General features: G+C 49.1%; 20 protein-coding genes. 12 read left to right on the top strand and 8 right to left on the bottom strand.

What is annotated here, in order from left to right:
* Window positions 1–70: 70 nt before the first annotated feature.
* The gene (locus MHN33_RS24010) at window positions 71–2551 is read left to right on the top strand and encodes a prolyl oligopeptidase family serine peptidase (RefSeq protein WP_239396132.1); all 2481 of its coding nucleotides are present in this window, start codon (window positions 71–73) and stop codon (window positions 2549–2551) included.
* Between the two features lie 53 nt (window positions 2552–2604).
* Here MHN33_RS24010 and MHN33_RS04340 read toward each other — a convergent pair whose 3' ends face one another.
* Window positions 2605–3453: a DMT family transporter gene (locus tag MHN33_RS04340; RefSeq protein ID WP_239396130.1), complete on the bottom strand. Its 849-nt coding sequence runs from the start codon at window positions 3451–3453 to the stop codon at window positions 2605–2607.
* Between the two features lie 261 nt (window positions 3454–3714).
* Here MHN33_RS04340 and MHN33_RS24005 point away from each other — a divergent pair, with 261 nt between their 5' ends.
* Window positions 3715–4446 (top strand): metalloregulator ArsR/SmtB family transcription factor, encoded by a 732-nt coding sequence (locus MHN33_RS24005; RefSeq protein ID WP_239396128.1) that lies wholly within the window; start codon window positions 3715–3717, stop codon window positions 4444–4446.
* On the opposite strand, the gene MHN33_RS04330 is transcribed toward MHN33_RS24005, so the two are convergent.
* From MHN33_RS04330 to MHN33_RS04310, 4 genes are all read right to left on the bottom strand, one after another.
* Window positions 4443–5228, bottom strand: a complete 786-nt coding sequence (locus tag MHN33_RS04330; protein ID WP_239396118.1) for a class I SAM-dependent methyltransferase — start codon at window positions 5226–5228, stop codon at window positions 4443–4445. The two genes, MHN33_RS24005 and MHN33_RS04330, sit on opposite strands and share 4 nt — an antisense overlap.
* A gap of 97 nt (window positions 5229–5325) precedes the next feature.
* Window positions 5326–6408 carry a methyl-accepting chemotaxis protein gene (locus MHN33_RS23820; protein ID WP_343224809.1) on the bottom strand — a complete coding sequence of 361 codons (1083 nt, stop codon included), beginning with the start codon at window positions 6406–6408 and terminating at the stop codon, window positions 5326–5328.
* A 168-nt stretch (window positions 6409–6576) separates the two neighbouring features.
* Window positions 6577–7413, bottom strand: a complete 837-nt coding sequence (locus tag MHN33_RS04315) for a GGDEF domain-containing protein (RefSeq protein WP_239396116.1) — start codon at window positions 7411–7413, stop codon at window positions 6577–6579.
* A gap of 62 nt (window positions 7414–7475) precedes the next feature.
* Complete coding sequence (locus tag MHN33_RS04310; protein ID WP_239396114.1) at window positions 7476–7898, bottom strand: DUF3429 family protein; 423 nt, start codon at window positions 7896–7898, stop codon at window positions 7476–7478.
* A 218-nt stretch (window positions 7899–8116) separates the two neighbouring features.
* On the opposite strand from MHN33_RS04310, the gene ahpC reads away from it, so the two are divergent.
* The 5 genes from ahpC (at window position 8117) to MHN33_RS04285 (ending at window position 16568) form a co-directional block, all read left to right on the top strand.
* The gene (gene ahpC / locus MHN33_RS04305) at window positions 8117–8686 is read left to right on the top strand and encodes an alkyl hydroperoxide reductase subunit C (RefSeq protein ID WP_239396112.1); all 570 of its coding nucleotides are present in this window, start codon (window positions 8117–8119) and stop codon (window positions 8684–8686) included.
* A 112-nt stretch (window positions 8687–8798) separates the two neighbouring features.
* Window positions 8799–10367, top strand: a complete 1569-nt coding sequence (ahpF, locus tag MHN33_RS04300) for an alkyl hydroperoxide reductase subunit F (RefSeq protein WP_239396105.1) — start codon at window positions 8799–8801, stop codon at window positions 10365–10367.
* A gap of 294 nt (window positions 10368–10661) precedes the next feature.
* Window positions 10662–11195 (top strand): hypothetical protein, encoded by a 534-nt coding sequence (locus MHN33_RS04295; protein ID WP_239396104.1) that lies wholly within the window; start codon window positions 10662–10664, stop codon window positions 11193–11195.
* A 10-nt stretch (window positions 11196–11205) separates the two neighbouring features.
* Window positions 11206–14541, top strand: coding sequence for a carboxypeptidase-like regulatory domain-containing protein (locus tag MHN33_RS04290; RefSeq protein ID WP_239396103.1), 3336 nt, complete (start codon window positions 11206–11208; stop codon window positions 14539–14541).
* 221 nt (window positions 14542–14762) lie between these two features.
* The gene (locus MHN33_RS04285; protein WP_239396102.1) at window positions 14763–16568 is read left to right on the top strand and encodes a winged helix-turn-helix domain-containing protein; all 1806 of its coding nucleotides are present in this window, start codon (window positions 14763–14765) and stop codon (window positions 16566–16568) included.
* Between the two features lie 45 nt (window positions 16569–16613).
* Here MHN33_RS04285 and MHN33_RS04280 read toward each other — a convergent pair whose 3' ends face one another.
* Entirely contained in the window at window positions 16614–18212 is a 1599-nt protein-coding gene (locus tag MHN33_RS04280) for an SUMF1/EgtB/PvdO family nonheme iron enzyme (protein ID WP_239396101.1), read from the bottom strand.
* Between the two features lie 245 nt (window positions 18213–18457).
* Window positions 18458–19057, bottom strand: a complete 600-nt coding sequence (locus MHN33_RS04275) for a hypothetical protein (RefSeq protein WP_239396093.1) — start codon at window positions 19055–19057, stop codon at window positions 18458–18460.
* A 252-nt stretch (window positions 19058–19309) separates the two neighbouring features.
* On the opposite strand from MHN33_RS04275, the gene MHN33_RS04270 reads away from it, so the two are divergent.
* The 5 genes from MHN33_RS04270 to MHN33_RS04250 all read left to right on the top strand — a co-directional run bounded on the left by MHN33_RS04270 (window position 19310) and on the right by MHN33_RS04250 (window position 25504).
* Window positions 19310–20383 (top strand): SGNH/GDSL hydrolase family protein, encoded by a 1074-nt coding sequence (locus tag MHN33_RS04270; RefSeq protein ID WP_239396091.1) that lies wholly within the window; start codon window positions 19310–19312, stop codon window positions 20381–20383.
* Window positions 20384–20481: 98 nt separating this feature from the next.
* Entirely contained in the window at window positions 20482–20925 is a 444-nt protein-coding gene (locus tag MHN33_RS04265; protein ID WP_239396081.1) for a carboxymuconolactone decarboxylase family protein, read from the top strand.
* Window positions 20888–21652 carry a helix-turn-helix domain-containing protein gene (locus tag MHN33_RS04260; protein WP_239396079.1) on the top strand — a complete coding sequence of 255 codons (765 nt, stop codon included), beginning with the start codon at window positions 20888–20890 and terminating at the stop codon, window positions 21650–21652. The genes MHN33_RS04265 and MHN33_RS04260 overlap by 38 nt, the downstream gene beginning before the upstream one ends.
* 80 nt (window positions 21653–21732) lie before the next feature.
* Complete coding sequence (locus MHN33_RS04255; RefSeq protein ID WP_275442493.1) at window positions 21733–23028, top strand: hemolysin family protein; 1296 nt, start codon at window positions 21733–21735, stop codon at window positions 23026–23028.
* Between the two features lie 214 nt (window positions 23029–23242).
* Window positions 23243–25504, top strand: a complete 2262-nt coding sequence (locus MHN33_RS04250) for an ATP-binding protein (protein ID WP_239396075.1) — start codon at window positions 23243–23245, stop codon at window positions 25502–25504.
* Window positions 25505–25547: 43 nt separating this feature from the next.
* Here the strand turns inward: MHN33_RS04250 and MHN33_RS04245 are convergent, their stop codons facing one another.
* On the bottom strand, window positions 25548–26015 hold the full coding sequence (locus MHN33_RS04245) for a 2TM domain-containing protein (RefSeq protein WP_239396065.1): 468 nt from the start codon (window positions 26013–26015) through the stop codon (window positions 25548–25550).
* Between the last annotated feature and the right edge of the window lie 177 nt (window positions 26016–26192).

Here is a 26192-nt window from a genome sequence, read left to right as displayed (position 1 = left end):
GAAACTAGTGCACATTTGAGGAATTTCGTTATATCATGAGAGGTTAAGATACGAATTCAAGGGTAGAAAAGTGGTGAATAAAAGCCCGGCTTTGCTGTTTTTTTTAGCTTGTTGTATGTGGGGACATGCTGCGGTGGCATCAGGTGGTTATCAGGTGCCCAGAGAAGAAATTGCCCAACTGGTTGGCGTAGCGCCTATGCCCGAAGTGTTGCTCAATGAGCAGCATGTCTGGATGGCCTTGCTGACCAAGCAAGAAAAGACAGAGCAGGCGAGCGAGCAGGGTGTGCGTTACGGCGATTTACACTTTAATCCTATCACCTTTATGCGCCTGGGTCTGACAACCTACTCGGGCCTGAGCTTTAAGCATGTGGCAACCGGCGCTGAAGTTGCAGTGAACAACCTGCCCCCGGGCAAAGTACTTGCACCGCGCTGGAGTGCCGATGGCCGCTATTTGGCTTTTATTCTGCTTAACGAGCAGGATGGCCGCTTATGGGTGTACGACATCAAGCAGCGTGAGTTGCGCGCCGTGTCGCGTTTTCCGCTCAACGGTGTTACCAGTGAAGTGCCTTACCATTGGCTGCCCGACAGCTCTGCGCTGGTGATTAACAGTGCCGTCAATCATACCGGAGAGCAGCAACAGCCATTGCAACAGTCGCATGTGATTGGGCCGGTGGTGGCGCAATCACATGGGTCTCTGAGCCTGGTGAGTAAAACTGCTGAATCACTTTCAACGCAAGCCTTTGCTCATTATGCGCAGGGGCAGTTGATCAAAGTGCCGTTGCAGGGGCGGCCAACGGCCATTGGCGGGCCGGCTTATTTCCATTATTTTTCGCCCTCACCGGACGCCACTAACCTGTTGGTAGCAATGGCCATGCTCGAAGCACCGCAGCAGTCACAAACAGCCCAGCGTACACTGGCAGAGCATCCCAGTGTCTGGCAGGTCTGGGGCATGACAGGATTTGCCTTGTATGAGCTGTACCGGCCTGTGGTGCAGCCTGTATTGCCTGCGCCTCAAACGGAAGAACAAAACGTACTGGCTGCCATCTCACAGCCCAGCGCTGCACCAATGCGCAGTCACTTTCAGTGGCGAGCAGACAAGGGCGCCACTGTGGTCTGGGTACAGGCAGGTGATAGTGAGCGCGACTATGGTTTGTACCATATTGCATCGCCCTTTAAACGAGAGCCCCGGTTATTTATGGCCTTGCAGGAACCTTTTGTCGGGATGCAGTGGGGTGATTCAAACATCGCCTTGCTGACCACGGCAGAGAACGAACGCTTCTGGCGCACCTCGGTGATCAATCCACTGGCGTCGCAACGCAATCCTCTGGAAGTAACCCGGTATAAAGTATCGGACGCAAACTCTGAGCAGTGGCTGACATCACGCAATGATCTCGGTGCACAGGTTGTAAAAGTGGTGGGCAGCCGCTACTTGTTTATTCGCGGTACAGAGCAGGTGCAGGGAGAGGAACTGCCGTTTCTGGACCGGTTTGACGCCAGAACCAACACCCGCACCCGAATATGGCAATCTCAAGCGCCGTATTTTGAACAGTTTGTTGCACTGCTGGACGATGAGGGCATGCGCTTTATTACGCTCAGGCAGTCTAAACAGGAGCAGCCGAATTACTTTGTGCACGACCGGACATTCAGTTCAGTCGAGCAGATCACGCATTTCAGGCATCCATATCCGGCTTTGCGGGGGTTGTCGCGTGAAGTGCTGAGCTTTGATAGTGGTAATGGCACACAAATGTCAGGTGCGCTGTATCTGCCGGTTAATTATGACCCCAGTCTAGGCCGAATACCTGTGCTGATGTGGGTGAAATCACCCGAACAGAGCTCGCAGGCAGTCCGTTCTCCTCATTACTTTGTGCCGCTGGATCATCTTGGTCCCTTGCCACATCTGGCACAGGGCTATGCCGTATTTGAAGTAGATGGCTTTACTTTGCCAGGTGAGCAGGGCACCCCTGCACAGCTCAGGGCGCGGTGGCTTTCCATCGCCAAAGGCGCTGTGGCAGTACTTGCACAACAGGGTATTGCGGATGTCAGTAAAGTGGCCATTGGCGGTCACGGTGCTGGCGCCACGGTGGTGGTTGACTTGTTAGCGAATTCGGATTTGTTTGTGACTGGTATTGCACGCAGTGGCACTTATAACTTTACGCTGGCGCCGTTTATGTTTGAGCAGAGTATTGGGACTTTGTGGCAAGAACCGCAAGCTTATCTGACGAGCTCATCGCTGGCTTCTGCAGATAGTATTTCTGCGTCCTTGTTGCTAATTCATGGTTATCAGGATCGTCAGCCAGGCAGTTTCACGGTGCAAAGTGAGCGCCTGTTCAGCGCGTTAAATGATTTAGGTAAGCGGGCGCGCCTGGTGCTACTGCCCGAAAGTGAACACCAGTATACTAATCGTCAGGATGTACTGCATATGTTGTGGGAGCAGCAGATCTGGTTGCATCGCCACTTCGAACCATTGCCCCTGATCGAAGAGATTAGCCAGATACCAGAGGCGTTACGGTTTGAATTGGTGCCAAAGCCTGCCACACCCTGGCCGATGTAAATGGAATAATTCATGGATTATTCCACGGATTATTCCACGGATTATTCCATGGATTATTCCTTTGCAGACATTGAACTACCCAGTGATGCGGCGATCACCATAAAGATCGCCAGCCACTGCCAGGCGCTCAGTAACTCACCTAAGATCATCAAACCGGCCAGCGCTGCGATGGCGGGCTCCATACTCATCATAATGCTAAAGCCCTGAGCAGGCATTTTTTTTAACGCCACCATCTCAAGGCTGTAGGGCAGTGCACTGGACAATAAACCAATGGCGATACCTAAAGGGATTAACGACCAGTCAAGTAATGCGGCGCCCTGCGATACAACGCCTACCGGGACAACGGCAACAGCCGCAACACTCATACCAATCGCGACCGTTGCGCCGCCAGAGCCATGACCACCACTTTTTTTGCCAAACAGGATATATCCAGCCCAACAGGCACCGGCGGTCAGTGCGAGCAATACGCCAATGGGATCCAGGCCATCTACTTCGCCCATTTGCGGTAGCAGTAACAATATGCCGGCCAGGGCCAGAGCCACCCACAGGTAATCTCGTTTACGTCGGGACGAAAATAACGCCACCGCGAGAGGTCCCGTAAACTCCAGTGCCACGCCGATACCGAGCGGGATCCGCTCTATCGCATAATAGAAAGTCAGATTCATAATACCCAGGCTGAGGCCGTACAACATCACCGGGCGCCAGTTTTTGGGTAAATGTCGCCAGGGTCGAAACACCAGGCATAAGATCAGAGCTGAAAACCCCAGACGGTAAGCAGTTGTGCCCTCAGGGCCAACATGAGGGAATAGCTGTTTGGCAATCGAGGCGCCAGACTGAATGGTGACCATTGCCAGTAACAGGCATGCGATGGCATACACAAAGCTTTTGTTTAAAACATGCATCGAGAAGTCTCGCCATAAATGAGGCCGCCAGTCTACTTATCAATCTGATACTGCTCAATAGTTTTGTATACATTATTCCGTAATTTTCGATATTTCGGTAAAATTAGCGAATTTCATTTAAATTTTATTATCATTATGTATTAATTTCCTTTCAAATGACCGGGTTATTTAACGTTCTAATTGGCCGTATTTCTGTATCTGGATATTAACTGTGCCCTATTTTCATTATATAATCTAATTCGTATATAGGAGAGCTATGCAGTGAAAAGTATCTATGTGACAGGTGAAAACCCAGACCTGGTTTGGTTGGTTGTTTCATTACTTAATCATCACAATCCGAACATCCAGGTGTGTCATACTGTGAATGCCAATCATCAAATAAGTCGTCAGGCCGTGCAGGCGCTTTCAGAGTTTGGCCTGGCTCACGGCATAGACCGCCGTCACATTGAGTTAAGTGAACATCACTGCGATATGCGCATCCATATCGGCAACCCTGGCACTGCTGAAAAAACCGCCAGTACACACATGTGGCACATTGAATTAGAGCAAGTGTTTGATCTTTTTAACCCGTATCGCAAGGCTTTGTACGAATTAAACTGCAAAGTACGTGTACTCTTAGCTGAGTTCGAGCAAGCCGACCCCATTACACCCATGGCGTTCTACAAAGCCATGAGTGATGAGCTGAGGCTGAAAACCTTACTGCTAATTTTACAAGAGCAGGAGCTTTGTGTGTGTGAGTTAATGGTTGCGCTGGACGAACCCAGCCAGCCCAAAGTCTCCAGGCATCTGGCACAGCTGAGAAAAGCGGGCATACTTACGGTGCGCAAGCAAAGCCAGTGGGTGTATTACGCATTAAATGCGCAGTTGCCCGGCTGGATGCAGCAGGTATTGCAGCGAACCTTGCTTGGCGAACCCGACTGTATTGCGATGGAGCTGGCCAGACTGGCTCAGATGGGAGACCGTCCTGCGCGTCAGCAAAGTTGCTGTGTCTAGTTTTTTTTAAGGTAGTCGAGCCAGTCGTTTTCATGCCTTAGCATCATAGCATGCTTTTTTGATCCCCGATGTGCCTGCTTGTCCTGCTCGCTCAGAAATGGGCCTGCACGACACATGGTGCAATGGTTGTGTGTTAAATAGGGGGGACGGTAAAGTAACTGACGCACAGATGCATGCGGTTTTGCTGACCAGTAGTAGGTAATACCACTGGTGTCTTTCACATGTTTATCTCTGTCGACATTGCGGATCCGATAGCCGTCAAACGTGTCAATGTTAAAATCAGACTGGCCCAGATACCGGTAGTCCAGGCCGTCACACAGGGACCCTTCCAGATTCCATTCACAATAGGGCTTCACATCTTTCGAGGTGACAAGCGCCAGCATTGGGCCGCTAGGGTCCAGTGCAAACTGATGGCTAAAATCAACAAAGTTGCGTAATAATCGCCGATTGAGCGTGTTGGTCGACAGCGTCTGCGCATCAAATGCCTGTTTGCTGGTAAACGCAGGGATCAAAGGGAACTGGAAGATCACAACATCAAATTGGCGACCGGGCAGGGCCGCCCAGCAGCGCTGATTGTTTACATCAAACTCTGTCAGTACCGGCACATTCAGCGCACGTAACTCATCTAACGCGTGAAGCTTATATTTGCCTCTCAGCGTTGCTTCATCGTCGTAGATACTGGCACACAAATGGCCTGGTTTTAACTGCTTGCTCAGTGATAAGGAAAAGCTCAGATCACCATCGCCAACGGTTAATACGCGCCAGTCAGGCTCTATCAGCATATCATTACTGCTCAGGAAAATAACAAAGGCGCGATGATAACAGATGCACAAGAGGGGATAAACCGGGCGACGCCAAACAGAGCCGCCCTGAGCAGGGTTAGTGCGTTACTTCATCCAGCAACCTGAGCACATCGCGGCTGGCTTGTTCCATGCGATTAAGCTCGCCGATGGCTTTTTGCTTTTCACCCGCAACAAATAGCGTCATAGCTTCGACACCTGCGCGATGGACTTCTTTGTGTGGACCATCGATGCGATTGATAATGCCTGACTTGTTCATGATTTTGCTTGCTTCGCCACTGAGCCATTTACCCAAACGACAGCTTGTGTGGTCGGCAAATTCAGTGATCCGCTTATTACTGTTGCCAGCAATAACGCCGTACACTTCACCTTTCCAAACCACATGATCGAGCTTGGCAGTCTGTACAAAAGTTTGTAGTGAAGCCGAGACGATGGTTTTTTTCATCGAGCCGCAACAGCTGACAATATTACCGTATTCGTCATTAAGGTGAGCAATGCTTGAGGACAGGTCGTTGTTGGAGTTTTGGATCACATTCACCCCATCGACAGTAAGCTGGGTGGTGTCTATGATCTTTTTGACCAGATCTGACACTTCGTTTGCCGACTCGTTGGTATTATTCGCCAAGGCGCGCACTTCATCAGCAACCACACTAAAGCCCCGGCCTGCTTCACCAGCACGGGCCGCTTCAATGGCTGCGTTCAGTGCCAACAGGTTAGTCTGATCAGAGATTTTTGAAATTGTAGTGACGAAGGTATTGATGTTGTCAGCCATGTGAGAAAGGCCCGAGATATTGTCGGTCATACTGGCCATATTGGTCGACAGGCTGGACATCCCTGAGAGGATCTTTTCCAGCGAGGATTCGGAGGTTTCGAACGATGCACTGACCTGAGAAATGGAGCTGCTTTCTTCTTCTATCTGGTGCAGGCTGCGCAGTACCGCATCACGTACTTCGTGAATTTGACCCAGCCCGGACAGGGCACATTGTAGTAGCTGATTGTCCGTGTTGTCGTTTAGCTGCTGTTGTGCTTCCACCAGCTCGCTTTGCATCGCGTGCTTTTCTGCTTCTAGTTGCTCATAAGCCTGTCGTTGAGCGGCCAGTTCGGCTTTTAACTGCTGAATTTCCGATTGTTGGCTGGCATTAGCAAAAAGATTCTTTAACACTGGGGTTTCCTCGACTATCAAAACTGTCAGCAGCATAACAGCGAAGCCACTAAAGTGCTAGATTTATGTAAATAAACAATGATCTACATAAAAAATAAGTAAAAAGAACTGATTTTAACCTAGCTAAAAGATCAGCAAGTACGCACGATACGATGACATTAAACAATGCTATCTGACAGATGTTCGGATACTCTTGTTAGCTTTATTTTCATACATGCCCAGATCGGCCTGATGCAGCAGCACATCCGGATCCAAAGTGGGATCGGCCTCAGTCCGGCCAATACTGACCCCAACCCCATATTCAAAGACCTCCTCCATCAAAACTGCCCGCAGATCCTCTTCCTGTAAACGGGTATCCGGGGTGAAAGCCACAAACTCATCACCCCCAATACGAAAGCAAGCATCAGCGCTAAATTGTCGGATCATGGCTTGTGCCACTTTTTGCAGTATTTTATCGCCAATATGGTGACCATAGTGATCATTGGCCTGTTTAAAATTATCGAGATCGAAGTAATAGAGATACGCACTGGCAGTACACAAATGCTCAAACTGCTCAAAGCATGCACGGCGGTTTCCCAGCCCGGTCAGCTCATCATGTGTAGCGTCAAATTTAAGTTTTTGCTCCAGTTTGTGGCGCTGCGCAATTTCATGGTTGAGCGCAGTAATGGTGTCACGTTTTTGCTGAATAATGGTGTGCAGGCCATAACAAACAAGCATAAAACCCAGATGTTTTAATGACGTATCAAAGGTATTGACGGGAAAAAGCTCAATGGTCATCAAGTCATCAAAGAGATCCAGCAACAGTCCAAAACAATAAATTATCCAGGCGTACAATATGAGCTGGTGTTTGAGGTGTGGCAGACTAAACACCAGTACGGTCAATGCAATGGCAAACCAGATCAGCTCTTCTACTGTGGCGCCGAAGGATTCATGGGTGCCATAAAGTATGAAGATGGTAATAGTCGTTGCCAACCAGATCAGAGCAAGTAATAGTTTTTGTCGCATACCGAACCCTCAGTAATTCCCTTAGTTATAGCAGGTTTTACAAAGGTCGTGGTTTCCTGTTTTCACCCTGCCAGTTCCACCGCTTGCGCAATCATGAATAAGTGACTTACGAAGACAACGGAAGTCAGGGTAAAACGCATTTTCTGATAGTCCTGGTGGGTTTCTTTCCAACTGGTGGCGCTTCGCTCGAATATCAATACCAGCCAGTAAGCAACAGATAAGTAGGTTAATAATATGACCTGAGAGGCTAAAGCGAGTAATGGAAATGGAATGATCACCAGGATAGCAACGACGGCGCGTTGCTGCGACTGCTCCCCCGGACGCCACAGGCTGCCAGTTAAAAATGCCAGAACGCCCAGACTATAGTAGCTGAACGCATCAATCACGGCTGAAGAGCTGCCTACCATTAGAGTGAGAGCGACACACAGTAAAAAAGGAATAAAGCCGATGTAGGCCAGCATGATATGGTTAAGATAAGGGTGCATTCAGGTCTCTTAAAAGTTTGTTCTGACTGATGTTTTAATTATATCTGATATACGCATAAACTTTGCCAAAGTTTCATCAATTTTTTGGATTACAGTAATTCAAACAATCTGTTTTAATAAAAAACCAATCCCCTCTATCTTAGTTAACACACAGAGACACTCGGGCTGATACAGCATTAGGCCCGCATTTTTTAACCTGAAAACTGAGAGAGAAACAAATGACTACCTCTTTGATTAACACCAAGGTACAACCTTTTAATGCCACTGCTTTCCATCATGGTGAATTTGTTGATGTCAGTGAACAAGACCTGCTTGGCAAATGGTCCATTGTCTTCTTCTATCCAGCGGATTTTACTTTTGTCTGTCCTACCGAGTTAGGCGACCTGGCTGACCATTATGCTCAGCTGCAAGATATGGACGTAGAGGTTTACTCTGTTTCAACAGACACGCACTTTACCCACAAAGCCTGGCACGATGCCTCTGAAACCATCAAGAAAATTCAATTCCCAATGATTGGAGACCCGACAGGTAAAATTACTCGCAATTTCGGTGTGATGATTGAAGAAGAAGGTCTGGCGCTGCGCGGTACTTTTGTGATTAACCCTGAAGGTGAAATCAAAGTGGTTGAAACCCACGACCTGGGTATTGGCCGCAGTGCAAAAGAATTAGTCCGTAAAGTACAGGCCGCTCAGTATATTGCTTCACACGATGGCGAAGTATGTCCGGCTTCATGGCAGCCAGGTGAAGAAACGCTGGCGCCGTCTTTAGACTTAGTCGGTAAATTGTAATAAGACACTGTGTTCGGGCCTGCATGGCCCGAACCGTCACTTTCCCTGCAAGCTCGCCCATTTGAGGGTCGAATCAATCGGTTTATTGGCGTAAATTTCGAGGATGTACAGAATGTTAGATAAGCAAATTAAAAGTCAGCTGCAAACCCACTTTGAGGCGCTGACCGATCCCATTGAGCTGATCCTGGCGTTGGACGACAGTGCCAAATCAGCTGAGGTAGCGTCGCTGGCGGAGGAATTGGCGTTGCTCAGTGACTTGATCACTCTGGGTCAGGCTCACAATAGTGAACGCACCCCCAGCATGACGGTTTACTCATCCAAGCGAGATACCCGCATAGAGTTTGCTGGCGTACCTATGGGGCATGAGTTTACCAGCCTGGTATTGGCGTTGCTGCACAGCGGGGGACACGCTGCCAAAGTATCTGAGCAGGAACTGGGTGTGATCCGCTCACTGCAAGATGAACTGAATTTTGAAATTTATATCTCACTGAGCTGTCAAACGTGTCCGCAGGTTGTGCAGGCACTTAATCTGATGGCTGCGCACAACCCCAAAGTGAAAACCACTATGATAGACGGCGCGCTTTTCCCGGATGAAGTTGCGCAGCGTAACGTGTTAGCGGTGCCCAGTGTTTACCTTAACGGTGAGCTATTCAGTCAGGGGGCAATCACTTTGAGTGACGTACTTGCTAAGCTGGACAGCACGCTCAGTGAGCAACAGGCCGAGTTACTGGCGCAAAAATCTGAATTTGATGTATTGGTTGTTGGCGGTGGCCCGGCAGGCGCAGCGGCTGCCATTTATGCAGCGCGAAAAGGCCTTAATACCGGCGTTGTGGCCGAGCGCTTTGGCGGTCAGGTTGCCGATACTATGAGCATCGAGAACTTTATTTCCGTCTCAGCCACCGAAGGGCCAAAGCTGGTTGCCCAGTTAGAAGAGCACGTTAACGACTATCAGGTCGACGTGATGAAAAACCAGCGCGCAAGCGCTTTGACTCAGGGCGACAAGCTAGAGCTGACGCTGGAAAATGGCGCAACCCTTAAAGCCAAATCTCTGGTTATCGCAACGGGCGCGCGCTGGCGCACCATGAATGTGCCCGGAGAACAGGAGTACAAGGGACGCGGCGTTGCTTATTGTCCTCATTGCGATGGTCCCTTGTTTAAAGGGAAATCCGTTGCGGTCATTGGCAGTGGCAACTCGGGAATTGAAGCGGCCATTGACCTGGCGAACCTGGTTGAGCACGTTACTGTGCTGGAGTTTGCCGATTCCCTGAAAGCCGATGATGTACTACTTAAAAAGGCACACAGCCTGAGTAATGTGACCTTGATTACAAACGCGCAAACAACCGAAGTCGTGGGCGATGGCAACAAGGTCACGGGGCTGACCTATATCGACAGGCAAAGCAATCAGCAACACCAGCTTGCGCTTGCGGGTATCTTTGTACAGATAGGCCTGATCCCCAACACGGAATGGCTCGAAGGCAGCGGCATCGCATTGACGCCGTTTGGTGAAATAGCCATAGATGCCAAAGGCGCAACCAGTATACCCGGCGTATTTGCTGCCGGAGACGTGACTACTGAACCCTATAAACAAATTATAATTGCGATTGGCGGCGGGGCAACAGCCAGCCTGGGTGCATTTGACTATCTGATCAGGCAGCAACCGGGGGCTGAACAGGCGGCCTGATAAACAGGCGTATGCACCAGTTTACACCCAAGCCTGTACTCATCTGAGTACAGTTAAGCCGCAGCCGGATTCGCACTGGTTGCGGCTTTTTTGCGTTTGCGCTTTGTACCTTTGTTGTTCGTCTATACTTGCGGGTGTACTTCTATGTGCTGACGAAGGGTCACTTTGATTATTGGGCTTTTGCAGGTAGGACAGTATGCAGTAAAAGTGAGCACAGCACCCGAAGAACACGGTGATATAGCAAGGTAAATTACACTGCTGTATCAGTCTGCATACGTACATAAGGCTGCAACAATGAAAACCTCAATCGCGTCTGGTGCCGCGCGAAACACCTTAGGTCTGGTTTTTTGCTCGTCACTGTTGTTTGCGCTGGCTGGCTGTGGGGTTGATTCTCCCAGTGCAACGACTACCAATACTCCCCCAACTCAATCTGAACCACCACCGGCAGATCCGCCTCAATCAGATGCGCCTGCTACCAAAGGATATAAAGTCGAATTGACTTCGACTCAGCCAATATCGGCATATGAATTAAAATTAAACTTTAGTATTGCCCCTAATGAAGGGTCGATGTCCACCAGTAATAGCTTTATTGTATCCGACGGTACTTTGGTTGCTCTGGGTCCTGTGTCGGCGGAGCAAGGGAAGTCGCTGCATTTCGGTGCGCTCACCTATGGTAATAGCACAGGATTTAGCGGCTCTGCAGAGGTGCTGAGATTTGAAGTCAGTGCCGACTCAGATACTACGCCGACCGTTTCCAGCAGCAAAACACTTTGCATGAATCGTCTTGCGCAACAAGTGAGTTGCAGCATTTCGGTCAGCGAACAGTGAGGGCGTGACGATGAAATATTTAATGATGACAGCGCTACTGAGTTTGCTGAGCGTGCCCGCACTGGCTCTGGAAGGCTCGACCGCCGGTGATAACTACGACAAGTCACTGGCAAGACCGGTGCCTGCTCAACAAGCTGCGGCGGTGGGCATGACACCGATTACCTTCAGTGAATTTCCAAATGGTACAGCAATTACCGATCAATATGCCGACAGAGGGATTATATTTGGCGGTGATGCGCCATTCATTACATCAGACAGTGCTAATCCAACTACCCCGGTACTAACTGGATCACCCAGGTTTAATGGCGCCATTGAAGGGCGCTTTGTTGACCCGCAAACCGGTGAGCCCACGACGGTTAACAGTTTTTCTCTGGATGCCGGGTATTTTGATAATTTAAGCTCGACCCGGCTTCAGTGGTTTAACCCTGAAGGTCAGCTGATCAGGGAAGTACTGGATTCACAATTTGGCATTGAGCATTTTGCCATTCGAGATGAAAACATAGCTTCATTTCGGATAGAAATTATTGCGCAAGAAGATGCAGGCTATGCCATTGATAATGTAGCATTTAACCTCATGGAAGCGGCGTTTGACCACACCTTTAACCTCGATAAAGTGATCCTCTCACCGGGAGCGCTCACAGCGAACCAATTCTCTATTTATTTTAAAGATTTGGAAGCACTTAATGGCGCGACACTCGAGGATGTTTGTAGTTATCAGTTTCATGCCGAAGACAGCAGCCAGAAAGTCACGGCTTTGAACTGTGATGTCAGCACGGATAAGAGAACATTTCGGATTGATTTCTCCTTGGCTCAGGCCCCTTACAATCTCAGTGGGGCAGAGGTATCTGTGTGTAAAGAGCAAGAATGTCAGACCATTGATGACGTCAACAACCTGAACGTTTATACCACGGCGTTTAACGTTGCCACGGATGGTTTTTCCTTCCAAAATGGTGACTGGAACCGGTTTATGCTGACCGAAGTCAAAGACGTCTCACTGTCCTCTTTCCTATGCTGGAAATTTGACCGGTGTACACCCGACCAGCTATCTTATCTGGGCTTTATGCGCAAAGTGGCCAGGTCTTTTGCAAACTTTCTGGCACCTGCAAACAGGCGTAAAGCCTATGATGTGATTGGCTATTATCGGCTGAAAGATTATACTCAGGGCCTGAACAGGCTGGACCGGCGTTTTCTGGGCGTATGTCATGGTATGGCAGCATCTGCGATTGCTAATTATAACAACGCCAGTGAAGGCGTTGCCTGGGGCGCTAATATTGACGCCACACTGACACGTGCTCAGCTCATTTCTACCTTCCAGAGCCACTGGGACAACCGCAACAGTGAGTCACCTAAGCCTTATGTTAAAGCCGTAGGCAGTTACGATGTGAAGGCTGATGCTGCGGATGCCTTTCATGGCCTGTCTAAAATCGGTTACTACTATCTGTCGCAGTCTGCGTTTAAGGGCAGCGCCTGGATAGGTTCTCACCCCAGGACGATTTTCCCGGGCATATCTGCCATGAACGCATTTTACTCACCGCATTTTATGGAAAACAAAATTGCCAGTCTGCGCTTTACTATTAACCGTCCGAAAAGACGAGGTGGTCATTCTATTCTGGCTGCGGGGTTGATCCAATACAACGAGGTGTCTTTGTATATCACCCATGACAACAACTTTCCTGGTGAATATACCATGATGGAATTTACTAATGCACTGACACTGAAGCACTTTATATTCTCTGGTGCGCCTTCCAGTGACAGCGAAATGTATGACCAGCATGGTGATTTTAGATTGACTAACTACTACAGTGCATCGAGTTATGCGCAGTTTGGTGCTTATACTGATTTAACGGATCAGTTGCGTATTTATGGTCAGCCCGGTGCCAGTGAGCGCATTGATGATGTTCAGAATGCAGAAGGTGATGAGGCGGGTTCTGTAGTTGAACTGGAGCATCCGCAGCACATCACTGTACTTATTGCCGGCGGCAGGTTAGTGGGGGTGAACAAGGTGAGTGACCAAAGTGCGGTGATCTTATCGCCCATTCTGGATGAACCGGATATATCTCAAGCCTATCTGAAGAACGCAGAACTGGTTACTGAGTTTATTTTGCCTTTATCCGATACTTATTCCATTGCGGTAGAGAAGTACCCTCAGTATCCTGAAGTTGAAGTATATGTCACCATCCCACAAACCAACGGAAAGGTATTGGTACTGAATTATGAAGATGTGTTGACTCAGGGTGACGAAAACAGTGCCACTGTACAGCTAACCGTCGGCCAGCAAAATGACAATGCCAATATCAGTATCAATGGTGTGGCTCAGGCGCCCTCGTACGCTGAGGAAAATAGCTTTGTGGTGGCTCCGGTGTCAGCACTGAAGGCCATTGTAAATGAGCGAGTGGTGTCCTTGAGCTGGCAAAATCCGCGGGGTGACAACCTCAAAGAAGTGGTGGTAACAAGAACCGTTAATGACTTACCCACGTCCATAGATGACGGCGTCAGGGTGTTTGCTGGGCTTGACTCAGAGTATGTTGACAGCGCATCTGCAAATACGCGCTACTACTACAATGTCTACTCAATTGCTGACGATTCGACTTCTGAACCGAACAGCATTTATGTGGATACGCACCAGGCTACCTTGCACGGCAAAGTAGAGGATGCCAGTGAAACGGGCATTGCCAGTGTTGAAGTTGTGCTAACCAATGGGGTGGGCCTGAGTCAGGTAGAAGTTGCACGTCAGCTTACTGATGCTAACGGTGTATTTAGCTTCGCGAACCTGGCGAAAGGGCTATACAAACTTAGCTATAGTCATGATTCTTACCGTTTTGATGTATCAGATGAGGCGGTCAATTTATCTGAGCCTAGTCAGCAGGTAAAACAGCTGGGTGTAGCAGTCCCTGTTCTGTTAGTTAATGTGGAAAACGCCGTTAGTACTGAACAACAAGTCAGTATAAATTGGTCGGGATTACATATCGCAGAAACCGCGACTGTAGATATCGTCTATCAGGTCGGGGAGCAAACAACTGAAATTGCCACTGGGGTTGCGTTCTCTCTGGGTCGTTATTTATGGGACGTCTCTGCACCAGGCGACACATCGGTATCCGTACAAATTATGCTGAGTGACGACAAAACGGTAATTAGCGAACAGCAGGTCTTTGTCTTGAAAGAGGTCAGTCCCTTTGACTTTAGCGGCGATAGTATCTTGTCGGCAGATGACGTTACCACGATTGTGACGGGGTGGTCTGCCACAACAGGCGATACTCAGTTTGACCCGCGTTTTGACCTGAATCAGGATGGCGAGATAGATCTTAAAGACATTATGCAGGTGGTGGCTGCCTTAAATGAGGAATAATCCATAGAATAATTCGTGGAATAATCCATAGAATAATTCGTGGAATAATCCATAGAATATTTCGTGGAATAACCCAAAACAGTTAAGGTTTACTCAGGCTAAACGTTATGTTCGGCCTGAGTAAATCGTTAGACGTATTGTTACAATTGAGATGCTGTTTTATCTGAGGTTTTGTTGCAAGATGATGGATTAAGCTCATTCATCAGTTTACTGAGTGATTTATGTCCGATATTTATTTTGCAGACTACCGTTACAATCTGTCTGGCATGGCACTATATCAAAACGGCTATCGTGTGCCCCTTAAACCCCGACAAGCCCAGTTGCTTCATTTGTTACTCACCCGCCATAAGGAGATAGTCAGTAAAGCCCAGATTTTAGATGAGGTTTGGGGTGATACTGTGGTGTCTGAGCAGGTTATCTTTCAGACTATTAGTCAGCTGAGGGCCTTGCTGGGTGAAAGCGCCATACACACCTATGCCCGCCTCGGATATCAATGGCAGTGGCCCATCACTGACACACCGATGCAAAGTAGGTGCTCAGATAAACGTCGAGTGTCACCCTGGCGGGCAACCACCGCGGTAACCGCACTACTATTAGTTTGTGCGACATGCTATGTGTTTTTTGATAGGACCTCTGCAGATACAACTTCTGTTGGGCCTGAAATCTCGGTATTAACCACCAGGCAATCACAAAATCAGCTCGATACTTTTTCAGATATTGCTGCTCAAGCTGTTGCCATAGCAAAATTGCCTCTTGTACAGCAAACGCTGACGGAGATGCGTAACGAGCAGGTGTTTGAAACCCCCAAACGATTGTGGTCACAGGTAAGGGCAGGCGATACCCACTGGCGGCTGTGGGGCACAGTTTATGCGCAGCCAAAGGGGAGTTTCTTACATTATGGCATGACCCGACCAGGTCGTATCTGGCAAGGTTATGTGTATGCGGCAGACCCCAGTGATCTGGCTGTGCGCTTTGCTGAGCGTTTGAGCGCGCTTGCACAATCGGGGGTATTTGCAGATAAATGGACAGGGCAGGACGACCTTGCGCTACTGACATTAAGTCGACAAAATCCTGATGACCCTGAGTTTATTCTGGCGGCTGGTCGCCATTATATCGACCGGGCGCAGCCCGATCTGGCGATGACTTATCTGGACCGGCTGATAGAAGAATATACTGACTATCAGTATAAACCTTATGTTGCGCTCGCCCACTGGCACAAGGGCAAAATATTTAAAATGCGTGGTCAGCACACGCTTGCAACATCAAGCTTAGGTCTGATGCGGGATATCCTGACCGATACCCAGTTACCATTGCTGAAGCATACTTACGTGACGACGCTTGCTTGGTTGAGTTTTGAGCTGGGCAACTGGACACAAATGAATGCCGTGCTCGAAGAGGCGCTTTCAGAGGCCAAAGCACATGGTCGTGTACTGCACCGTTTTGAGCTTCATATCCTGTATTCTATTTTGGCCAGTAAAACCGGTCAGACAGAAAAGCAATATCAGCACCTCAACCTGGGTCAGTCAGTGCTGGCTGGCCATGCGCTGGACAACAGTAATCAGGCGCATGTTTTGTATCTTTTTGCATTGTTCAGTGACAGCGATGCGGATTCTGTGCCCTATCTGAGACAACTTATTGCGCTGCCACGCACAGGCAGAAACTACTGGGTGCAGGAGGACGCATTGGCGCGTCTGGTCGATTTCGCACTGACGCGAGGGGATTATAGTGAGGCACACGCTTTGCTTCCTTCTGAGAAGCTAAATCCCAGGCTGCTGTTGCTACGTGCTAAAGTATATCTGGCACAGGGGCAGCCTGAGCGAGCTATGCCAGTGCTTAAAGCGGCATTTAAGCTCGCACAACAGCGTTTTGATGGGCAAAGTGCATTAAAAGCCGCCTTGCTGTTATACCGGGCGCCTACAAGCAGCGGCGAAGAGAAACGCTACTATCTGGCGTATCTCAGGGCCAACACGGGGCTTGACTGGCTTCGCCACCAGCAAATCTCGCAGCAAGAGCTGGCGACGTTATAATGTGAAGTGTGCAGCATAACCTTTAGTATACAGCAGGCCGTCTTATTATGGCACGGCCTCCAGCTGTTGGTTAAACTGCATCCAGTCAATCATAAACCACTGCTGACCAAGCGCCCGGATCTCCAGAGGAGCATTGGAAGCAATCAGGTTTGCGGGTACTTTGATTAAGTGCATTGAGTCGGGCGGTATATTCTCTACCCGAGCGACCAGGTGGTGACCTTGCCAAATCTCTATCCGGGCTCCGACATCCGCTCTCAGTTTCATTTGTAATTCAACGTTTTGTGGTGATCGGCTGATGAACTGGTAGCTACTCCATGCCGGCAGTAAGGGCTTATCTCCCGTAGGGTAGTGACGGGGGTTTTCGCTAAAGGCCAGGCTTTGCCCGCGGTTTTCCGTCCGTGCAATAATATAGGCGTTATCCTGGGCAAGATAGTGCTCAGCCTCAATGCGTTGTCCGACCTCAAATACCGGGTGTTGCCCGATTGCTATCGGAGCACTGAATGGACCCTGGCCAGCTAAACTTAAGGCCGCTACGGTGTAACTTGCCCGGCCACTGCCGGGGAGCTGATCGATGTACTGGCCAGCTGTCAGGACTTTGCCAATCTGCTGATATTCTCGGCTCAGCTCGCCCTGAGGATCAATGTAGCTTCGATACACCGTATAACGAATGGATTGCTCCTCCATTTCTTGCCAGCTGATAGTGACCCGGTTTCTGGTATCACGTGAGACACGCACTCCTGTTGGCGCAGCAGGGAGCTGCTGAAGCTGCAAATGGGCCTGTCTGGCCTGGTGCTGTGCTTGTGAGACGGCTTCGGCAAACTGGGCGTCAAACGGCGTTTCTTTTGTCATGGCGGGCTGGTCTAACACCAGACGAAACCCTTCAATACTGCCGTAAAAATCTGCCGCTATGGTATCTGAGTTGAATACCCCACGTGTCTGCCAGTGCCAACCCTCGCCAGCCACATGGTATTGGGTGCACTTTTGTGGATTTTCCCGATCCCAGCTATGGCAGCTTTGCAATAGTTCTTTTACATTGCCCAGCATATCGTGCAGGCCAAATCCATTGGGACGGTACATACCAACAACTGTATGGTAAACAGCTCCATCGTTACATGCTGCACTGGATTCATAACGGTGTTGATGATCAATTTGCATACCCGCCAGGTTTGCCAGATCTTCGGTATTTTCATACTTACAGATCTGTGTTTGTTGCCAGTCTTCGCCAAACGGGAGTCGGCTGGCTGTCCCTGCAGAGGCTGCCAGCTGCCACTCTTCTAAGGTCGGTAAGCGATAGGGTTTGCCCGTCTGTTCAGCCAGCCACTGTGAATATGCCATAGCGCCTGAAATCCCGATACAGACTACGGGACGATAGGGGTCTTCAACCAACTCCGGGTCGTTCCAATTACCCGGAGCGTCAGGATCCGGCCAGCGTGTTGAGGTAAACAGCATACACTTTTTTGGCACCTGATAATTCGTGGCAGCCACGAAGCGAGAAAACTCTGCAACCGTAACTTCATATTTACCCATCTGCAAATCTATTTGCTGGGCCTGATCTTTAACGGTAACCAGTGCGGGCTCTATAGGCGCACTAAGCATCTGAGCTGATGTCGCACTGAGCAGCACTGAACTAATTGGTAAAATCATAACATCTCCTCTCTAAGTGTATGGCAACACTAGCCGTTGGCGAGAGGCAGGTCTTATTGTACTTCTGATAGTGCTAATGTGAGAAATTAGATAGATTATATAAGCAATAAAATCATTTACTTAAGAAGTGGATAGCAGAGAGGGAAATCCACTGCAATCACTCCGTTTTGTTTACTCTGACTGCACGTTATCGAAATGAGAGCCAGAATCGTGCAATTCAACCCACCTCATTAAGCGGGTGGATGTTAGTTCTGTTTTTCTGCCGTGGCTTCATGGGATGTTGCTTCACGCCAGGAAAATTCTCCGTAGAAAGTGGCGCAATTCATTGTTACCTGCCCGGCATCAGCGAGATAAAGCTGGTTGGTATCGGACTGTGGGTAGGTAAAATAGTCGCTACACTGAGCGCTCTGGCCAGGCCCTATCACGACCTGACTGCCTGCTTTGAGTGTACAACGAACCAGCATGTCCAGTGGCGAATACTTTGGGCATATGTTGAGTGCAGCACGGTAGTGTGCAACCGGCCCGAGCGGCTTTTCAAGCGACCACCATTTACCGAATTTAGACCCTTTGTAGGTGCTGTTCCAGGCTCGCCAGATAGTAAAATCACGGGTTACCTTATAGCTGCGTGCATTGCACAATCCACCCTGGCCGCTGATTGCTATCACATCTTCAGGCAGACTCTGTACAGGAAGCGGTGCCAGGTCTGGGTGTTCAACTTCGGGCAATGGGCAACTAGAGGCTGTATTGACCTGTGCAGGTGGTGCTGAGGTCGCCAACAAGTTACAGCCGGCGAGCATCATAAGGCATGTTGTGACCGCACTATGGTATAGCGTAGATTTATTCATTTGGTTAATTTTTTAGCTAACTTTTATTAACTATATGGCGTTTTAAATAGGAATAAAAGAGGGATGTTTGGATAAACCTCATTATTTTGTCGGGTTTTTGGTGCTGCTGATGCACATTGCGTCGTGGAAAGATGGAAAGCAATCAGAAACAGTTTGTCGGGATGGACTGATTTAGAAAAATTCAATTTAGCTGGCTTGTGGAGTTATCAATTAAACACTAGGTTTACTTTTTTAACAAAAAAGGAACTAGTTATGTGTCGCTTAATACTTATCTTGCTGGGGCTGACTATCAGCCTCAGTGGTTTTGCCACGGTTTTACCTGCAACCCACCACGCGCTGATCTATGAGGGCCGGGTACATAAAAACTATCAACAAGGCAGCGTGGAGTTTAACTGGCCCGGAACGACCATCCACACTCAATTGGTAGGCAAGTCCATTGCCATTCGCCTTCAGGGGTATGGTGACCAATTTGATGTATTAGTCGATGGTCAGCTGCATCGCAAGATAGAAACAGCGACGACGGGCGAGACCGAGCGTTTTGTTCTGTTTGAACAGGCACACGCGGGCCGTGTCCTCATCGAAGTGGTCAAGCGCTGGGAGCATTACCAATCACGCAGTAAGCTGCTGCATGTCGAGGTCGATGGCAGATTGGAAGGGGTGTGGGAGACGCAACCTCATATTCTGTTTATTGGCGATTCAATTAGTGCGGGGTTTGGCAGTGAATCCACCAAACGCCAATGTGACTGGCAGGAAATTGTCGACTCCAGCAATGCACGGCTGGCTTTTCCTTATGTTGCGGCGCAGCAGTTGAACAGTACATTTACTCAAGTTTCATATTCCGGACTTGGCTTGATCCGTAACTGGAATGGCAATCAGGCACACCATACATTGGTGGACTATGTTGACCAGCTTTCTGCAGTGTATGGCGATAACTTGTCTTATCAGGAACGCTTTCCTAACTTAATTGTGCTTGAGTTTGGTACCAATGACTTTAGTACGGACCCCCAGCCACATGAACCCTGGCAAAACATAGAAGAAGTCAAACTGGCCTGGGAAGAGGCAATGGTTGACTTTGTTCACGCATTGCGCAGCCGCTATCCCGGTGTTGCCATTGTGGTGATGCCTCGCCCGGCGTACCCCTATGATTTTATTATTCCTGCCACCGAAACTGCGCTACGCCAGCTCGCCAGCGAGGGCATAGAGCAGGTGTATGCCAATACCTTTGTGTCGCCACTGGAAGGTTGCATTTGGCACCCAACTGCACGAGAACATCAGCACATTGCCAGCGAATTGGTCGAATTCATAAAGCAGCATAATTTGCTTTGAACATTTAGCTGTTGGGGCGCAAAAGTCGTTTTTCTTCAATTCTGATGTCGCGGTTGTAGGTAGTCTTATGGTCATTAACTAGATAACAGGAAATGACCATGAAAAGAGCCAATTATTTACAATGCGCCCCAAAGCTGATGCAGCACCTCTTTGTTCAGGAGCAATTACTGAATGACGAAGTCACCCGTAATCTGGATATTAAACTCTGGGAGCTGGTTAAGCTCAGAGCGTCTCAGTTGAACCAGTGTGGCTATTGTATTGCCATGCACAGTCGTCAGGCGATGGAGCAGGGTGAATGCGCCAAACGGATCATTGCCCTCAATGCCTGGCGGGATATGTCGGGCTTTACCAAGCAGGAACGATTAGCGCTTGCTCTGTGCGAGCAATTGACAAACGCCCGGCCGATTGAGGATACTTTGTATACCGAATTGTCTGAGGTATTCAGTGATGATGCCCTGGTTACCCTGACGGTCGCCATCAACGCTATCAATGCCTGGAACCGCGTTGTTAAAATGTTTAAACCTGACCCAGATGCACAATGAGTTAACTTTACAACGCCATCAACCGGATGGCCATACAGGACGATACGTGCAGGCCGTGTGGTTTGCACGTGCTGCGCAAACGGGTACTCGCTGGTTGCCCTGCGATGGTGCTCAGGGGATCATGTTTGTGCTTAAAGGCGAGTTGGCACTGGATGGGCATAAAATAGCTGCGCCTTTTCATATCCAGGCCCCTGCAAAACAATCTGTAGAGCTAAGTTATAGTGCCGGGGCTGAGTTTGCCGGGATCCGGCTGTTTCCGGCAAGGTTTAAAGCGCTCCGTGAGGCTGTGTATCCTTTGTTGTCGGCGTCAGGTTTATATGAGCTGGCAAAGCAGCTCAGGCAAGCACCGGCAATCAGTACGCTTGAGCAGTGGCTGGTGGATTTTTCTGCTTCAGCGCCCGACCCGGGCTGTGAATTGCAACACACTTATCTGCTGATCAATAAACTGATGCAGCTGAACCCGCTTGAAGATGCTTACCGCATGGTGCCACTGTGTATGCGCCAGTTAGAGCGGCAGGTCAAAGCGCAATCAGAGCTGACTCCCAAATACCTGGCTCGTATCTATCGGATCCGCAATGCGCAACAGCAGCTCAGGGATAACCCTTTGACAAATCTGGCACAATTGGCGCTGGCGTGCGGGTTTTCTGATCAGGCACATCTCACCCGGGAATTTAAGCAGATTCTGAGGATCACCCCGGGTAAATATGCCCGCCAATTATTTGTGTAAATAGCGATTTTTTTATTGCCAGCAACATGGATTGGGCGTATATATCGCGCTCGAATTCTATTTAACCGTCAGGTGTGTAATTGGACCTTATATGGGTTTTTTTGCTTATTGTTATGAGCGCTGTATTTGCTTTGTGCGAAATCTCGCTGGCTGCTGCACGCAAAGTTAAACTGCAAAGCAGGCTGGACCTGGGCGATCTCCGCGCTAAAAAAGTGATGTATTTGCAGGCCAATGCACACCAGTTTTTTGCGGCCGTTCAGGTTGTACTGAACGCGCTGGCGATTGTTGCTGGTATGATTGGCGAGTCGGTATTTACGCCCTATCTCTATCAGGCATCACAAGTGGTTACTGCACTATTCGTTGCCGATGTAAGCCAATATCATGCGGTTTTGTTGCAAATCTCTACCGTGCTGTCGTTTTTATTGATCACTGCGATGTTTGTGTTGTTTGCCGACTTATTGCCCAAACGGGTTGCTATGGTGATCCCCGAGTCAATTGCAATGCGCTTTATCAGCCTGATGCTGGCAAGTGTCTGGCTGTTTAAACCTGTTATCTGGTTGTTTAATCTGATGGCGGATGTGATTATCCGCGCATTCAAATTACCCAATCAGCGTGATGAGCTGATCACCCGGGACGATTTGTTTGCGGTGGTTGACCAGAGCGCGGAACAAGGCGAGCTGGGTGTACATGAGCACAACATAATCGGTAATGTGCTGGATCTGGATCAGACCAGCATTACCCAGGCGATGATCAATCGCGATGCCGTTGAGTGGCTGAATATCCGTGACGATGAAAAAACGCTGGCTACACAAGTACAAAGCCGAAGTTTTCAGCAGTATTTACTGTGTGACGGTAGCTTAGATCAGGTGATTGCGGCTGTGGAGGCGAAGCAACTGTTAAGTAATTTGTTGGCAGGCCGTCCACTACTGGATGCGCAGCAGGAGGCCTTTTTGCAGCCGGTGATCCTGCTCGATACGCTGAGCTTGTCTGATGCACTGAACGCGCTGAAGGCACATCCGTGCAATACTGCGGTGGTGATCAATGAGTTTGCCACTGTGGTGGGTATGGTGACTTTGTCCAGCATATTGAACTTTATTGCGCTTAAAGACAGCGAAGCGATAGAAGCCCAGTTTCGGCAAAAAGATGCGTCGCGCTGGCTGGTGCAGGGTGACATGTCGATGAAAGACTTTCAGCTGTCGGTGGTCGAGTATGAGTTCATGCCTGTTGACTCAATTGAGACGCTGGCGGGTTACCTGATCCATCATTGCCGACATTTTCCGCATCAGGGCGAAACGATAGAAATTGAAGGCTTTACTTTTAAAGTGACGGAGATACAGGGCCTGGCCATCAAGCAGATTGAAGTGAGCCGCAGCTAAACCTTCTGCGATTGGCATCCGCGATTGGCATCCGCAAACCTCAAGCACACCCTGGTTAGGATGACACACATTGTGTCAAATCAAAGTGCCAGACAATATTGGAGTCGGGCACTTTCACTCACTTTACAAGCCTGCATCTGTCTTCTAGAGTTTTGAATAACCGTTAATTTTAGCGGAGCCAGTTCATTTATGCTGGTTCCCTATCGAGTTGTCAGTGCAGTTGTCAACGCCTTCTTTATTGCTTATGGCCGGTGCCGGGGTGGTTGCCTCCGCGCTGGCTTTGGTGTTTTTGTGGCTGGCTAACCGCGATATGAAAGCCACGCTTTACTGGGCATTATCACCAATCTGTCTGGCACTCTGTATGATCCTGTTTGGCGTGCAAAGTGAGCTGCCACTGAGTGTGCGTTATCTGCTGCCTAACCTGTTTGGACAGGCAGCCTTAATTCTGGTGCTCATTGGTTGCTATCACGCCTGCGAACAAACTGTTCCGCTGCGCCAGATTGCCTGCTATTACGGGGCATTTTTACTTATTCATTGTATTTTCACCTATGTAGTTTCAAATTACGCATCGCGGCTGATCTTAGGCATGATCACGCTGACTATCACTTCGGGCTGGATCTGGGCTTGTCTGTACCGTTTTGGTCGGCCTCGTTATTCCGTGTCATTGGTCCTGATCAGCTTGAGTCTGGGGTTTGTCACGTTGTTTGCACTGGGTAAAGCGTTTGATGTCTTGTCTGATCCAGTGACCAGCAGTCTTCAGCAAGACCACACTTTAAAGGCGCAGCTGTTTGTGATTTCCCTGTTTATGAGTCAGCTGGTGTTTAATTTTGCCTTTGCGATCATGACCGGGGAATATCGCAATGCCAAAAACCGTGAAATCCAGCACCAGTTAATGGAATCGAATCAGGCGCTGCAGCAGGAAAAGCAACGTGCCGAGCAGCACTCCAAAATGAAGTCTGAGTTTTTGGCCAATATGAGCCATGAGATCCGCACACCCATCAATGGCGTGATCGGGTGTCTGAACTTATTACTCAGTCACGAGCTGGATTCACAGCAGAAACAATACGCCAAACTGGCGGATGCCAGTGCTCACTCGTTATTAGGTGTGATCAACGACATTCTGGATTTTTCTAAAATCGAGTCGGGCAAACTGGAGATAAGCCCGGACTCGGTCGACCTGTATGAGCTGGTTGATTCGGTGGCTAAATCGTTTGCTATCACGCTGGATCAAAAGCAACTCACATTACTGGTCGATTGTCATGGCCTGAAGCATCGTTTTGTCCGTCTGGATCCGGTCAGGACACGTCAGATCCTGACCAACTTACTGAGTAATGCCGTTAAGTTCACCGACGCCGGCACGCTTCAGCTTAATTTGGTCTGTGATGAAGTGACAGTATCCGCCTCTCGCCCGGCTATCACCGTATTGCAGTGTGATGTCATCGACTCGGGGATTGGCATTAAACGGGAGGCCAGACACAAGCTATTTAGTTCATTCAGTCAGTGCGATGCGTCGACAACCCGCAAGTATGGCGGGACCGGTTTGGGGCTCGCCATCGTCAAGCAATTATGCAAACTCATGCATGGGGACATTGAGCTGGTTGATAGCACGCAAAGCGGTGCACATTTTCGCTTTCATTTTCAGGTCGAGGCGCAGCAAGGCGGGTTGTGGGGCAGGGATATAGCCCCGCATGAAGCACGGGTTGCGGTGCTATCACAGCATCCCAGGCTGGCACAGATTATGTGTCGACAGCTTGAGGCGTTGGGGTGTCAGGCACAGGTATTAATGTTACCGCTTGCCGGTGATATCAGCCACGATGTGCTGATTTTGGATATGACCGAGCCTGTGTATCAGGAGAAACAGCTCGAAGCACTCAAAGCCTTGTCAGGAAGTCGAAGAATACTTGCTATTTGTAATATGCAGTGCGAAATACAGCACGAGCCGGTATTTGTTCAGCATCAGATAACAGTGGTTTACCCGCCGGTTACAGCGAAAGATCTGGTGCAAGTGTTTTCCGACCATAGCGGCTCTAAGCCATCCGAGCCTGTCACAACGGAGTCGCCTTTACGGGGCGTACGCGTGCTACTTGCTGAAGATAACCCTATCAATCAGATAGTTGCCAGTAAAATGCTGGCTGCCTGGGAAGTAGAGGTACAACTGGCTGAATCGGGTAAGCAAGTCATAGACATGCTGAAAGCCATGCCGGAGCATGCCTTGCCCGATTTGGTTCTGATGGATTGCCAGATGCCGGTTATGGATGGCTATGAAGCAACCCGGCATATCCGCAGCAGTCCGGAGCTGCAGGCCTGTCGTGATTTGCCTATTATCGCGCTGACTGCCAATGCCATGCAGGGAGAACGCAAAACCTGTCTGGCCTGTGGTATGAGTGGCTATGTCAGCAAGCCCATTGAGGCCGAACTGTTACAAGCTGAAATGCTCAAAATGCTGGAGGACAAAGCAGCAGGCCAAACGCAGTAGGTGCAAGGTGTGCAATGGCAAAATGAGTTCTGCTTGCCTTTATTCAGAGCTTTCTGCCCAGGCGTTTCTCTATCTGGCGTTTCTCCCATTTTGCGCCAAACAGATCAAATACTTCAAACGCGCTCGCCCAGTGGCTGAGCAGTCCGATCCCCCAGCCGAGTGCAGGCCACCAGGCCCAGATATAGCCCGGGCTGGTGAAAAAGTTGATGGCGAAGAGTACTAAATTTACCAGCACATAAGTGATTAAATGAGAGTAAAAATCTTTAATGGCGCGCACTTGTTCTATGACACGCTGTTCTTGTTGAGTGATTGAATCCTGTGACATGCTATCTGGCTCCTCTTTAAGGTCTGCGATGTTAGTTTCAAATACAGCAGCTAACGACTTTAATGACTCCAGGCTGGGGCCCTGACCACGCTCAATGCGCTGAATGGTGCGAATACTTAAGCCGCTATACTCAGCCAGTTGCTCCTGAGACCAGCCACGTTGCAATCTGAGTTTCCTGATTATCATTTTTATATCCTATCTGCTGTGCTGTTATTTGTTTTACGCATGTCTGTGCTGAAAGTGTACGTCAACACCCCGACACAGGTATGACAAAGTATATATTTCAGCTAGTTAAGTCACTCAAAGCTCGCTTAATCTTGCTTAGCAGAAAAGTGAGCGATAGCCTTGCTTGTGTAATAATAA

The organism is Pseudoalteromonas sp. OOF1S-7, from assembly GCF_022347765.1.
Taxonomy (GTDB): domain Bacteria; phylum Pseudomonadota; class Gammaproteobacteria; order Enterobacterales; family Alteromonadaceae; genus Pseudoalteromonas.
Note: the sequence above shows the minus strand (reverse complement) of the source record. Positions and strands in the feature narration are given on the sequence as shown.